The organism is Kitasatospora sp. NPDC001540, assembly GCF_042894345.1.
Lineage (GTDB): Bacteria > Actinomycetota > Actinomycetes > Streptomycetales > Streptomycetaceae > Kitasatospora > Kitasatospora phosalacinea_C.
Window position 1 is genome coordinate 18,513 of the sequence record NZ_JBIAVO010000013.1, and the last position, 12,874, is coordinate 31,386.

Genomic DNA, 12,874 nt, shown 5'->3' on the forward strand with positions numbered 1-12,874 from the left:
GCCGCTGGCCGAACGCTGGCCCCGCCCCGGCGCCCGCGCCCTGGTCAAGCTGCTCGCCGTCACCCCCGGCCACCGGCTGCACCGCGAACAGGCCATGGAGACCTGCTGGCCCGACGCCGACCCCGCCGCCGCCGCGGGCAGCCTCCGGGTCGCCCTGCACGCCGCCCGGCACGCCCTCGAACCCGAACTCGCCCCCCGCGCCGCCTCGTCCTACCTCAAGGCCGACGGCGGGCTGCTGCTGCTCGACCCCGCCGCCGTCTGGATCGACGCCGACCACGCCGAACAGGCCGCCGAGGACGCCCTCGCCGACGGACGCGTCGACCGACTCGCGGACGCCATACGCCAGTTCACCGGCGAACTGCTCCCCGAGGACCGCTACGCGCACTGGGCCGAGGCCCGCCGCACCCGGCTCGACCGGCTGCGCGAACAACTCCTGCTCCGGCTCGCCGCCGCCCACCTCGACCAGGACCGCCCCGAGGACGCCGCCGCCTGCGCCGAACAGGTCCTCGCCACCAGCCCCGCCGAGGAACTCGCCCACCGCCTGCTCATCGACGCCTGCCTGCGCCAGGGACAGCGCCGCCGCGCCCTGCGCCAGTACCACCAGTGCCGCGAAGCGCTCGACGCCGAACTCGGCATCCGCCCCGGCCCCGAGACCGAACGCCTGCACCGCGCCGCCCTCGCCGCCGCCCCCGCACCCGCACCCGCCGCCACCGCCCTCCCCGCCCGGCTGCGCAGCGCCGCCCCCGCCCGGCTGCACGGCCGGGAGGACGAACTCGGCCGCCTGCTCGACCCCGCCGGACCCCCCGTCCGGCTGCTCACCGGCGAAGCGGGCATCGGCAAGACCCGCCTCGCCGTCGAAGCCGCCCGCCGCGCCGCCGCCGACGGCACCGCCGTCCTGTGGGGCAGCGGCCAGGACGCCGAGGACCACACCCCCTACGGCGCCTTCGCCGCCGCCCTCGACGGCTGGCTCGCCGAGCACGACCCCGCCGAACGGGCCCGGGTCGGCGCCGAGTACCCCGAACTCGCCGCCTTCCTGCCCTCGCTCGGCCAGGTGCCCACCGGCGCCGCCCGCAGCCCCGAGGAAGAACGCGACCGCCTCTTCCGGGCCGGCGCCGCCCTGCTCGGCGACCTCGCCGCCACCCGCCCCGTCCTGGTCGTCCTCGACGACCTGCACGCCGCCGACACCGGCTCCTACCAACTCCTCGGCCACCTCGCCCGGCGCGCCCACGACCGACGCACCCCGCTGCGCTTCCTCGCCACCTACCGCGAGGAGGAACTCCCCGACGGCGACGCCCGCCGCCGCGCCGTCGCCGTGCTGCTCCGCCAGGAACTCGCCGTCCGCGAGGAACTCGGACGGCTCGACCAGGCCGCCGTGCTGGCCGCCGTCCGCGACGCCACCGGCCGCGCCCCCCCGCCCCGACGTGTGGGAACTCTCGCTCGGCAACCCGCTGTTCGCCCTCGAACTCGCCCGCGGCGGCGCCCGCGGCGAGGCCCCCGACCAGCCCCCCGCCGGAGTCCGCGACCTGGTCGGCGAACGCCTCGTCCGGCTCGACCCGCACGCCCGCCGCTTCGTCGAGGCGCTCTCCGTCGCCGGGGGCGAGGCCGCCCTCGCCGAACTCCTCGACGTCGCCGAACACGGCCTGCACCCGCCCGTCACCGGCGCCGCCGCCGCCGACGCCGTCGAGCACGCCATCGCCGCCGCCCTGGTCGAGGAACGCCAGGTCGTCATCGCCGGACGCGCCGAAGCCGGACTCGCCTTCCGCCACCCCCTCGTCCGGCTCACCTGCTACGACGGCCTCTCCGCCGTCCGCCGCCGCCAACTGCACAGCTCCTACGCCCAGGCCGTCCAGCGCCGCCGCCCCGACGCCGTCGACGCCCTCGCCTCGCACTACACCCGCGCCGACGACCCGCGCGCCGCCGAGTACCTGCGCCGCGCCGCCGAACGCGCCGCCGCGCTCTACGCCAACGACACCGCCGACCGCTACTACCGCGACCTGGTCGCCCGGCTCGACGTCGACGCCGCCCGCGCCCGCCTCGCCCACAGCCAGGTACTGCGCCGGATGGGCGAACCCGGCCGCGCCGCCGGGGTGCTGCGCACCGCGCTCGCCGAGTTCCGGGCCCGCGGCGACCACGACGACACCGTCGCCACCGCCGCCCACCTCGCCGAAGCGCTCTTCCGCAACGGCGAACTCGACGAGGCGCTCACCGTCCTGGCCGCCCACCCGCCCGTCGACCGCACCGGCCCCGAGGCCCGCGCCCTGCACCACCTCGCCCGCTCCAACCTCGACAAGGTCCAGGGCCACTACCAGGACGCGTACGAAGCCGCCCGCCGCGCCCAGGGCCCCGCCGAACTCGTCCCCGGCCCCAGCGGCCACCACCTCCAGGCCCGCTCCCACACCATGCAGGCCATCAACCTCGGCCTGACCGGCCGCTTCGGCGAGGCCCGCCTGGCCGGGGACCGCGCCCTCGCCCCCGCCCAGGCCTACGGCGACCCCACCCTGCTCGGCTCGGTGCTCTCCACCCTGCGGGAGAACGCCCGGCGGCACGGCCGCCTGCACGACGCCGTCCGCTTCGGCCGCCAGGCCCTCGACCACGCCCGGCAGTCCGGCGACCCCGTCGCCACCGCCTTCGAACAGCTCAACCTCGCCGAACTCCACCTCCTGCTGGAGGAGAACGACACCGCCGCCCAGTACGCCGAAGCCGCCGTCACCGCCGCCGACTGGGACGACGCCTGGTCGCTGCCCTACGCCCTCGCCGTCCTCGCCCGCGTCCTGCTGCGCACCGGCGACAGGGCGCGCGCCGCCGCCCTGCTGGAACGGGCCGGCACCCCCGGCGACGAACAGGCCCACCACGAACTGCGGCGCGCCCGCGCCCTGTTCGCGCTGCGCGCCGACGACCCCGCCGGGGCGCTGGCCGCGCTCGGCGCCGACGCCGCCGCCCAGGCCCCCGAACTCGCCGCCTACGCCCACCTCGCGGCCGGACGCCCCGCCGAGGCCGCCCGGATCGCCGCCGCCGAAGCCACCCGCGCCCACGCCACCGGCGAACGCCTCGCCGAGGCCGAGGCCCTGCTCGCCCACGCCACCGCCGCCACCCGCCTCGGCGACGCCGCCGCCGCCCGCACCGCCCTCGCCCGCGCCGAGCACCTCACCCGCACCCTCCCGTACCCGTCCGGCCACACCCGGGCGCTGGGCCTGCGCGCCGAACTCGGCGAGCGGGGCTGAACGGGCGGGGCGGAACGGGCGGGACTGAACGAGCGGGGCTGAACGGGGGGCTGACGGGAAACCGGGTTCCCCCGCCGCCGCGTCCGTAAGGGGGCGTAGGGTGCCCGGCAGGGTTCGAACGGGGGTGGGCGCCATGACGGAGCCGTGGAACGGAGCCGGGCTGCCGCCGGTCGCCGCGGCGCGGGTCGCCGAGGGGAGGGCGAGCGGGACCTGGTCGTCGGCGCTGTCCACCGGCGAGTTCGCCGCGATCAGGGCGGTCGGCTTCGAACCGGTCGGCCAGGTGATGGGCTCGGCGGTGTACCGGGTCGGGCGCAGCGGCCGGTACTGGGGCTACCACGCCTGCGGCTACCGGGGCGGCTGGCTCAACGACCGCGGCGCCACCGTCGCCCTCTCCGGCGACGGCGCGCCCTCCGCCGCGCTGGTCGCGGTCCTGGACGAGGCCCGGCGCGCCGCCCTGGGCCGGATGACCGCCGAGTGCGCCGCGCTCGGCGGCGACGGCGTGGTGACCGCGCAGCTGACGACCGCCCCGTTCCCGGCCGCGCCGCACTGCCTGGAGTTCCGGGTGATCGGCACCGCCGTGCGCGCCGCGGGCCCGGTGCGGCCGGACCGCCCCTTCACCTCGCACCTGGACGGCCGGGGCTTCGCCAAGCTGGTCACCGCGGGCTGGGTGCCGGTCGAACTGCTGGTCGGCACGTCGATCGGAGTGCGCCACGACGACTACCGGACCGGCCTGCAGCGGTACTCCTGGTCCAACCGGGAGGTGGAGGGCTGGACCGAACTGGTCGGCCGGGTCCGGGCCGACGCCCGGACCCAACTGCACCGGCAGGCGGCGCAGCGCGGCGGCGACGGCGTCGTCCTCGCCGCCAGCACCCTGCGGGTCCGGGAGGAGCACTGCCTGGCCCGGGACAAGCAGACCGACCACGTCGCCGAGAGCACCCTGCTCGGCACCTCCGTCGCCCGCTTCGCCACCGCGCCCGCCGAACCGCGCACCCTCACCGTCATGCCGCTGAACGGCGACGGCGACCGGCTGCGCCGCCGCCTCGCCCGGGCCGCCCGCCGGTAGCGGGCCCCGGCCGAACCGCACACCGGACCACCAGCACAGTCATCGGGAGACGGACCAGATGAGCACCTTCGACCCCACCGCCCAGGGCGTCCCGGCCGACGCGATGCGGCGCCTCGCCGAACTCCGGCCCGGCAAGCCCGGCTCGATCTTCACCAGCGACCTGTCGGTCAACGAGTTCCTGCTCGTCCGCGAGGCCGGGTTCCAGCCGATCGGCCTGGTCCTGGGCAGCTCGATCTACCACGTCGGGATCCAGCTCGGCCGCTGGGGCAGGAACCAGGAACTCGAGACGCTCAGCCAGGCCATGTACCACGCCCGCGAACTCGCCATGACCCGGATGGAGGCCGAGGCCGCGGCCCTGGGCGCGGACGGCATCGTCGGCGTCCGGCTCAGCGTGGAGGCCCGCGAATTCGGCGCGGACATCGCCGAGTTCATCGCCATCGGCACCGCCGTCAAGGCCGACCGGCCCGCGCCCGACGGCACCGGCTGGCGCAACAACAAGGGCCAGCCGTTCACCTCCGACCTCTCCGGCCAGGACTTCTGGACCCTGATCCGGGCCGGGTACGCGCCGCTCGGCATGACCATGGGCACCTGCGTCTACCACATCGCCCACCAGAAGATGAGCGCCGTCTTCTCCAACCTCGGCAAGAACGTGGAGATCGAGCCCTTCACCCAGGCCCTCTACGACGCCCGCGAGTTGGCGATGGCCCGGATGCAGGCCGAGGCCGAGGCGCTGCAGGCCGAGGGCATCGTCGGGGTGCAGCTCAACGCGCACAACCACCGCTGGGGCGGCCACACCACCGAGTTCTTCGCGATCGGCACCGCCGTCCGCCCGCTGAGCGAGGACCACCGGATCGAACGGCCCACCATGGTGCTGAGCCTGGACGACTGACGGCTGGCGGGGGCCGCTGACGGCTGGCGGGTGGCGGTTGGGCCCGGACGGATGACGGGTGGGCCCGGACGACTAGGCTGCCCGCGGGCGTACCCGCCGACCGATCGCACCGAGGAGGGGACATGGGGGACATGACCGAGCACGGCCACGGCCGGCTCGAACCGGCCGCGCCGGACGAGGAGTCGATCGACCTGCTGGCGGCCGCCCTCCGCCGGGACGCCGCCGACCTGGAGGCGTACGCCCGGGTGCTGGCCGGCGCGCTGGCGGAGGCGCTGCCCGCGGACGCGGTGGCGGTCGAGCGCAGGCGCACCCTGGCCGACCGGGTGGCCGGCCGCCCCGGCCGGATCGAGCGCCTGGACGTCTCCACGGACGACCAGCGGCTGAGCCTGACCGTCACCCCGGAGGGCCGCCCGGCGGCCGAGGTGTGCCGGGTGGTGCGCGGCGTGGTGCTGTCGCGGCGGTCGGTGCCGCTGGACGAGTGGACCGGGGAACTGGCCGCCGCCGTCGCCGCCCGCGCCCGCTCCGACGCCCGCGCCCGGGCGGCGCTGGAACGGCTGCTGTTCGACCGCTGACGGGCCCTACGCGGGGGCCCTACGCGGGGACCACCCGCAGGGCGCCCGGGTGGCGGCCGGTCAGGCGGTCGAGGGCGGCGGCGGTGGCCGGGTCGGCGGGGAGGTGGACCAGCAGGCGCTGGTCGTCGTCGGCGGGGAGTTGCAGCGTCTCGTAGGACAGCCGCAGCTCGCCGGCCTCCGGGTGGTGCAGCCGCTCGGTGCCGCTGGCGTCCGGCAGGCCGGGCAGGCTCGCCAGCCGGTCGGTGAACTCGGCGCCCGCCGTGAGCGCCAACTCGTCCATCAGCGCCGCGACCTGGGCGTCCGAGCGGCCGGGGCCCTGCTTGAGGGCGGCTACCTGCTGGTCGGCGGCCCGCGGCCAGTCCGGGTAGGCGGTGCGGGCCCGCGGGTCGGTGAGGACGTAGCGGGCCAGGTTCGGCCGCGGGCCGTCCAGCAGGCCGAGGGGCTCGGCCAGGCGCCGGTAGGCGGCGGTGCAGGCGAGGATCTCGCCGAGCCGGTTGAGCACCAGCGCCGGGGCCGGCTCGAGGTGGTCGAGCAGCGCCTGCACGGTCGGACGGACGGAGCGGTTCGGGGCCGCGCCGCCGGTGCAGGTGAACTGCCCGCCCAGCGCCTTGCCCAGCCGGTGCAGGTGGACCCGCTCGGCCGTGGTCAGCCGCAGCGCGTCGGCCAGGGCGGAGAGCACCGGCGCGGAGGGGTGGCGGTCGCGCCCCTGCTCCAGCCGGGTCACGTACTCGACGCTGACCCCGGCCAGGGTCGCCAGTTCGGCCCGTCGCAGGCCCGGCGTGCGGCGGCGCGGGCCCGCGGGCAGGCCCACCTCGGCGGGGGTGACGGCCTCGCGCCGGGTGCGCAGGAACAGTCCCAACTCGTTGTCGCTCACGTCGAGAAGGTAACAGCCCGGCCCCGTGCGGAGGGTGGCCCCCGTACTACCAGTCTCGGTGCGGCCTCCCCCGGACCGCCGGGGCCCGCCAGCCTGGAGCGGTGCCGCCCCGGACGGGGCGCCGTTCCGACAGAGGGAGTTCCGTGATGACCGGTCAGCCGCTCAACCTCGCCGTGATCGTCGGCAGCGTCCGGGAGGGCCGCTTCGGCCCGGTGGTCGCCCGCTGGATCGCCGACCGGGCCGCCGCGCACGGCAGCTTCACGGTCGACCTGATCGACCTCGCCGACACGCCCGTCCCGCTCGAACTCCCGGCCGTGCCACCGGCCCTGGAGCCGAACCCGCCCCGCACCCCCGCGCTGCAGCGGCTCGCCGACCGCCTCGACGCCGCCGACGCCGTGGTGGTGGTGACCCCCGACTACAACCGCAGCTTCCCGGCCTCGCTGAAGGCCGCCATCGACTGGCACTACACCCAGTGGCAGGCCAAGCCGATCGGCTTCGTCGGCTACAGCGGCGCCAGCGGCGGCCTGCTCGCCATCGAGCAACTCCGGCAGGTCTTCAACGAGTTGCAGGCCCACACCGTCCGGGACTACGTCTCCTTCCCGCGCTACTACCTGCTGTTCGGCCCCGACGGCACCCTGCTCGACCCGGAGGGCCCGGCGACCGCCGCGAAGGCGATGCTCGACCAGCTCGACTGGTGGGGCTCCGTCCTGCGCGACGCCCGCCGCGACCGCCCGCTCGCCGCGAACTGACACCCGGCCCGCCGGGCAGTGCTGTTGGGCGGCCCGTGCCGGACACGGTTTCGGGCGGGGCTGCCGTGCACGGTTTCCGGGCGGGACGGGCGCGGTTTCCGGGCGGGGCCGCCGGGACGGCAGGATGGCCCGTCGGAGGCGGTCCGACCGGCGGGCCGCCGGAGCGGTGGGCGAGGTGCGGCAGGTGGGCGGCTGGGAGCGGGCGTTGGACGCGGCGGGGGTGCGCGAGCCGGAGCTGCGGGAGGCGTACGGGCGGCAGCGCGAGCAGGTCGTGGCGTACAAGCGGGAGGTGGCGCTGGCCGCGGGGCTGCTGCTGCCGCCCGCGACCGTCCCGCACGTCATCGCCGCCGCCGCGTTCATGCACCGCACCGACGACCTGCTCGACAGCGGGCCGCCCGACGGCCGCCGCGCCGCCTCCGCCCGCTGGCGCGAGCAGGTCACCGCGGCGCTCGACGCGGGCGACGGCGCGGAGCGGGAGCTGCGGCCGCTGCTGAACAGCGTCGCGGCCCGCCCCGTGCTGCGCGACCGGGTGCTGGACTTCCTCGCCGTCGCGGACGCCGACCTCGACTTCGCGGGCTTCGCCACCGAGGACGACTACCAGGCCTACCTGGACGGGTACTCGCTGCCCGGCTTCATGGTGGTCGCCGCGCTGCTGGGCCCCGACGGCGACCAGCGCGACTACCGCGCCGCCTGCCGGACGTTCATCGACTCCAGCCAGCGGCTCGACTTCGTCAACGACCTCGCCGAGGACCTCGCCGACGGCCGCCTCACCCTCCCGCGGCAGACCCTGGACGCGCACGGCGTCACCCGCGCCGCACTGGAACGCGCCGAGGACACCCCCGCCGTGCGGGCCCTGCTCGGCGCCCTGCTCGACCGCTCCGACCGCGACCGCGACCGCGCCGTCGACGCCGGGCTGGTCGACCTCGCGCCGCCCGCGCACCGGCCGATGATCCGCTGCCTGCTGGGCGTCGAGCGGCTCACCGCCACCGCCGCCCGGGCCGACCCCGGCGCGCTGCTGCGCCGCTCCGCGAGCCCCGCCAAGCCGGGGCTGCTGCGGCTGCTGGCCCGCGAGTACGTCCGGGCCCGGCGGGTGCGTTGACGGCGGACGGTGCGTTGCCGGCAGGCGGGTGCGTTGACGGCGGCCGGGCGGGGGAGGTGCTTGACGGCGACCGGGCGGGGTAGGCGGGCGGGGTGGGGAGGACAGCCTGCTGACGCTCCGACACGCCCGGGACGGCCGCTGGATGTGCGTCGTATCGCACAGGTGCGATATGTTCACGCGGTGACCGAAGACTACCTCTCCCGCATCGGCAAGCTCGTCCGCGCCGCCCGCACCCACAAGGGCTGGACGCAGAGCCAGCTCGCCGCGGCCCTCGGCACCACCCAGAGCGCGGTGGCCCGGATCGAGTCCGGCGGCCAGAACATCGGCCTGGACCTGGTCGCCCGGATCGGCGAGGCGCTCGACAGCGAGATCGTCTCGCTCGGCGTGGCCGGGCCGATGAACCTGCGGGTGGTCGGCGGGCGCACCCTCTCCGGCAGCATCGAGGTCCGCACCAGCAAGAACGCCTGCGTCGCGCTGCTCGCCGCCTCCCTGCTCACCACCGGCCGCACCACCCTGCGGCGGGCCGCCCGGATCGAGGAGGTCTACCGGCTGCTGGAGGTCCTCGCCAGCATCGGCGTGCGCCACCGCTGGACCAACGGCGGCGTCGACCTGGAGATCACCCCGCCCGCCGAACTCGACCTCTCCGGCATGGACGAGGACGCCGCCCGCCGCACCCGCAGCATCCTGATGTTCCTCGGCCCGCTGCTGCACCGCGCCGACCGCTTCGAGATCCCCTACGCGGGCGGCTGCGACCTCGGCACCCGCACCATCCAGCCCCACCTGTCGGCCCTGCGCCAGTTCGGACTGCACGTCAGCGCCACCACCGGCACCTACCGGGCCAGCGTGGACCGCACGGTCTCCCCGCAGCGCCCCATCGTCCTCACCGAACGCGGCGACACCGTCACCGAGAACGCGCTGCTCGCCGCCGCCCGCCACCCCGGCACCACCGTCATCCGCAACGCCAGCGCCAACTACATGGTCCAGGACCTGTGCTTCTTCCTGGAGCTGCTCGGCGTGAGGGTCGAGGGCATCGGCACCACCACCCTCACCGTGCACGGCAAGGCCGTCATCGACGCCGACGTCGACTACGCGCCCTCCGAGGACCCGGTCGAGGCGATGAGCCTGCTCACCGCCGCCGTCGTCACCAACTCCGAACTGACCATCCGCCGCGTCCCGATCGAGTTCATCGAGATCGAGCTCGCCGTCCTCGACGAGATGGGCCTCGACTGCGAGCGCGGCCCCGAGTACCCGGCCGCCAACGGCCGCACCCGGCTCACCGACCTCACCGTGCGCCCCTCCAAGCTGGTCGCGCCGATCGACAAGATCCACCCGATGCCGTTCCCCGGCATCAACATCGACAACCTGCCGTTCTTCGCCGCGATCGCCGCCTGCGCGCACGGCACCACCCTGGTCCACGACTGGGTGTACGAGAACCGCTCGGTCTACCTCACCGAACTCGGCCGGGTCGGCGCCAGCGTCCAACTCATGGACCCGCACCGCGTCCTGGTCGAGGGCCCCACCCGCTGGCGCTCCGCCGAGATGATGTGCCCCCCGGCGCTGCGCCCCGCGATGGTCCTGCTGCTGGCGATGCTGGCCGCCGAGGGCACCTCCATCCTGCGCAACGTCTACGTGATCAACCGCGGCTACGAGGACCTGGCCGCCCGCCTCAACTCGGTCGGCGCGCAGATCGAGGTCTTCCGCGACATCTGAGAGGGTTGACACGGAGCGCACTCGTCATCGCACCGGTGCGCTGGGGCCGCCCCGGCTTCGGCCGGGGCGGCCCGATGTCTCCCGCAAGAGTGTGTATGTATGAATAACTGGCTTGAAGCGAGATCGTACGAGTGGGGTCGGTCGGGTGGTCACCGTCCTCTCCGTCCCGTCCCGTCCAGGTGGTGACCGTCTTCCGGCGACTGGCGAGGGGGCGGGCCTGACGTAGATTGGGGCGGACGAAGGGGGACGCCGATGACGGTGGACGCGGTCGAACAGGCGCAGGTGGGGCCGCTGTTGGCGCAGTGGCGGCGACGGCGGCGGATCAGCCAGCTGGAGCTGGCCAACCTGGCGGGCGTCTCGGCGCGGCACGTCGGGTTCGTGGAGACCGGGCGCTCGCGGCCCAGCCGGGAGATGGTGCTGCGGCTGGCCGACCACCTGGAGGTGCCGCTGCGGGAACGCAACTCGCTGCTGCTGGCGGCCGGTTACGCGCCCGTGTTCCACGAGAAGCCGCTCGACGACCCGGCGATGCGGCCGGTCCTGGCGGCGGTGCGGCGGGTGCTGGACGGCCACCGCCCCTACCCGGCCCTGGTGATGGATCGCCGACGCAACCTCGTCGCCTCCAACGAACCCTTCGACCGGCTGTTCACCGCGGGCGTCGCCGCCCACCTGCTGCAGCCGCCGGTCAACGCCCTGCGCCTGGTCCTGCACCCCGACGGGATGGCCCCCCGGATCGCCAACCTCGGTCGCTGGCGCGCCAAACTGCTCACCGGCCTGGCCCGCCGCGCGGCCCTCGACGGGAGCCTCCGGCCGCTGTACGAGGAACTGCTCGGCTACCCGTGCGAGCAGCCGGTGCCCGAGGTCGACGTCCCCGGGCCGGACGAGATCACGCTCCCGCTCGAACTGCGCTGCGACGGACGGGTGTTGTCGTTCATCGGGATGTTCGCCACCTTCGGCACGGCCCGCGACCTGACCTCCTCCGAACTGCTCATCGAGAGCTTCTTCCCGGCGGACGAGGACACCACCGCCTACCTGACGGGTAGTTGAGGCGCCCGGCGGGCCCGGGGAGAGTGGAGCACGCACCGCGCCCCGCCCCCGCAGCCGGGGCGGAGCGGCGCGGACCCACTCGTCGCGCATCCCCAGGAGCCTGCCCGCCCATGACCGACAGCACCACCGTGCCCACCGCCGCCGCCCCGACGGCCGCCGCGCCGTCCGGACCGCACCGTGCCACCCTGCCGATCGTCCTGGCCGGGGTGTTCCTCGCCGGGCTCGACTTCTTCATCGTCAACGTCGCCGTCCCCGCCCTCCAGGCCGACCTGCACGCCACCGACGCCCAGATCCAACTCGTGGTCGCCGCCTACGCGTTGACGTACGGCGTCGGCCTGGTCACCGGCGGTCGGCTGGGCGACCTGTACGGGCGCCGCCGCGTCCTCGCGCTCGGCATGGCCCTGTTCACCGCCGCCTCGGTGGCCGCCGGGGCCGCGCCCAGCGCCGAACTGCTGATCGCCGGAAGGGTGGTGCAGGGCGCCGCGGCCGCCCTGATGGCGCCCCAGGTGCTCGGCATCATCACCACCGCCTACCAGGGCCCGGCCCGCGCCCGGGCGGTCAGCTGGTACGCCGCCGCGTCCGGGATCGCCGCCGTGTTCGGGCAGTTGATCGGCGGCCTGCTGATCCGCGCCGACCTGCTGGGCCTCGGCTGGCGGGCCTGCTTCCTGGTCAACCTGCCGATCGGACTGGCCGCCGCGCTCGCCGCGGCCCGGCTGCTGCCCGAGTCCAAGGCCCCCGGACGGCCGCGCCCCGACCTGCTCGGCCTGCTGCTGGTCACCGCCGCGCTGACCGCGCTCTGCCTGCCGCTGATCGAGGGCCGCGAACGGGGCTGGCCGCTGTGGAGCCTGCTGCTGCTCGCCGCCGGTCCGCTGCTGCTGGCCGCCTTCGCCGCCCAGCAGCGCCGCCTGCGGCTGCGCGGCGGCTCGCCCTCGCTCGACCTGACGCTGTTCCGGGAACGCGCCTTCACCGCCGGGCTGGTGGCCCAACTCGTCTTCTGGGCCTCGATGGCCTCCTACTTCCTGGTGTTCGCGCTCTACCTCCAGCAGGGCCGTCACCTCGCGCCGATCTCCTCCGGCCTGGTGTTCAGCGTGCTCGGCCTCGGCTACGTCGCCGCCTCCACCACCGCCCGCCACCTGGCCGCCCGGATCGGGCGGCACGCCGTCACGGCGGGCGCCGTGCTGCGCGCGGCCGGACTGCTGCTGGAGCTGTGGGCCGTCAGCGGGGAGGGCCGGAGCCTGTGGTGGCTGGTGCCCGGCCTGCTGCTGGACGGCTGCGGCATGGGCCTGTCCTTCGCCCCGCTGACCGCCACCGTGCTGGCCCGAGTCCCGGCCGCGAGCGCTGGCTCGGCCGGCGGGATGCTCACCACCGGCCTGCAGGTCGGCAACGCGCTCGGCGTCGCCCTGATCGGCCTGGTCTTCTACCGCGTCCTCGCCGACACCCCCGGCCCCGACGCCGTCCCGGCCGCGTTCCGCGCCTGCCTGCTGTACGTGCTGGCCGCCACCGCGCTGTTCGCCCTGGTGGTCCAGGCCCTGCCGGGCCGGGAGCGGCGGCCCTGAACCGCGGGGGGGGGGGGGGGGGGGGCGGCCCCGGCCCCCCCCCCCGCCCCCCCGCGGCGGCGCGCGGCCGCCCCCCCCCCGCCGCGCGCCGCCCCCC

Annotated in this window: 10 protein-coding genes and 1 pseudogene; 10 read left to right on the top strand and 1 reads right to left on the bottom strand. The window is 76.2% G+C overall.

What is annotated here, in order from left to right:
• Positions 1 to 94 precede the first annotated feature (94 nt).
• The 5 genes and pseudogenes from ACFY00_RS17430 to ACFY00_RS17450 form a co-directional block, all read left to right on the top strand.
• Positions 95 to 1,186, top strand: a pseudogene (locus tag ACFY00_RS17430) (BTAD domain-containing putative transcriptional regulator); the annotation flags it as partial.
• 235 nt (positions 1,187 to 1,421) lie between these two features.
• Positions 1,422 to 3,221 (top strand): tetratricopeptide repeat protein, encoded by a 1,800-nt coding sequence (locus ACFY00_RS17435; protein ID WP_388032325.1) that lies wholly within the window; start codon positions 1,422 to 1,424, stop codon positions 3,219 to 3,221.
• A gap of 133 nt (positions 3,222 to 3,354) precedes the next feature.
• Entirely contained in the window at positions 3,355 to 4,284 is a 930-nt protein-coding gene (locus ACFY00_RS17440) for a heavy metal-binding domain-containing protein (RefSeq protein WP_388032326.1), read from the top strand.
• A gap of 58 nt (positions 4,285 to 4,342) precedes the next feature.
• Positions 4,343 to 5,173, top strand: coding sequence for a heavy metal-binding domain-containing protein (locus tag ACFY00_RS17445; protein ID WP_388032327.1), 831 nt, complete (start codon positions 4,343 to 4,345; stop codon positions 5,171 to 5,173).
• A 122-nt stretch (positions 5,174 to 5,295) separates the two neighbouring features.
• The gene (locus ACFY00_RS17450) at positions 5,296 to 5,745 is read left to right on the top strand and encodes a hypothetical protein (protein ID WP_388032328.1); all 450 of its coding nucleotides are present in this window, start codon (positions 5,296 to 5,298) and stop codon (positions 5,743 to 5,745) included.
• Positions 5,746 to 5,764: 19 nt separating this feature from the next.
• Here the strand turns inward: ACFY00_RS17450 and ACFY00_RS17455 are convergent, their stop codons facing one another.
• Complete coding sequence (locus ACFY00_RS17455) at positions 5,765 to 6,619, bottom strand: helix-turn-helix domain-containing protein (RefSeq protein WP_388032330.1); 855 nt, start codon at positions 6,617 to 6,619, stop codon at positions 5,765 to 5,767.
• Positions 6,620 to 6,765: 146 nt separating this feature from the next.
• Here ACFY00_RS17455 and ACFY00_RS17460 point away from each other — a divergent pair, with 146 nt between their 5' ends.
• From ACFY00_RS17460 to ACFY00_RS17480, 5 genes are all read left to right on the top strand, one after another.
• Positions 6,766 to 7,368 (top strand): NADPH-dependent FMN reductase, encoded by a 603-nt coding sequence (locus ACFY00_RS17460; protein WP_388032331.1) that lies wholly within the window; start codon positions 6,766 to 6,768, stop codon positions 7,366 to 7,368.
• Between the two features lie 124 nt (positions 7,369 to 7,492).
• The gene (locus ACFY00_RS17465; protein ID WP_388032332.1) at positions 7,493 to 8,467 is read left to right on the top strand and encodes a phytoene/squalene synthase family protein; all 975 of its coding nucleotides are present in this window, start codon (positions 7,493 to 7,495) and stop codon (positions 8,465 to 8,467) included.
• 180 nt (positions 8,468 to 8,647) lie between these two features.
• Positions 8,648 to 10,177, top strand: a complete 1,530-nt coding sequence (locus ACFY00_RS17470) for a UDP-N-acetylglucosamine 1-carboxyvinyltransferase (protein WP_388032333.1) — start codon at positions 8,648 to 8,650, stop codon at positions 10,175 to 10,177.
• Between the two features lie 252 nt (positions 10,178 to 10,429).
• Positions 10,430 to 11,221: a helix-turn-helix domain-containing protein gene (locus ACFY00_RS17475; protein WP_388032334.1), complete on the top strand. Its 792-nt coding sequence runs from the start codon at positions 10,430 to 10,432 to the stop codon at positions 11,219 to 11,221.
• A gap of 110 nt (positions 11,222 to 11,331) precedes the next feature.
• Entirely contained in the window at positions 11,332 to 12,777 is a 1,446-nt protein-coding gene (locus tag ACFY00_RS17480) for an MFS transporter (protein ID WP_388032335.1), read from the top strand.
• Positions 12,778 to 12,874 lie beyond the last annotated feature (97 nt).

Coding starts and splice junctions, on each gene's coding strand:
- ACFY00_RS17475 (WP_388032334.1), top strand. CDS start 10,430: ATGACGGTGGACGCGGTCGAACAGGCGCAGGTGGGGCCGCTGTTGGCG.
- ACFY00_RS17440 (WP_388032326.1), top strand. CDS start 3,355: ATGACGGAGCCGTGGAACGGAGCCGGGCTGCCGCCGGTCGCCGCGGCG.
- ACFY00_RS17450 (WP_388032328.1), top strand. CDS start 5,296: ATGGGGGACATGACCGAGCACGGCCACGGCCGGCTCGAACCGGCCGCG.
- ACFY00_RS17480 (WP_388032335.1), top strand. CDS start 11,332: ATGACCGACAGCACCACCGTGCCCACCGCCGCCGCCCCGACGGCCGCC.
- ACFY00_RS17445 (WP_388032327.1), top strand. CDS start 4,343: ATGAGCACCTTCGACCCCACCGCCCAGGGCGTCCCGGCCGACGCGATG.
- ACFY00_RS17465 (WP_388032332.1), top strand. CDS start 7,493: ATGGCCCGTCGGAGGCGGTCCGACCGGCGGGCCGCCGGAGCGGTGGGC.
- ACFY00_RS17460 (WP_388032331.1), top strand. CDS start 6,766: ATGACCGGTCAGCCGCTCAACCTCGCCGTGATCGTCGGCAGCGTCCGG.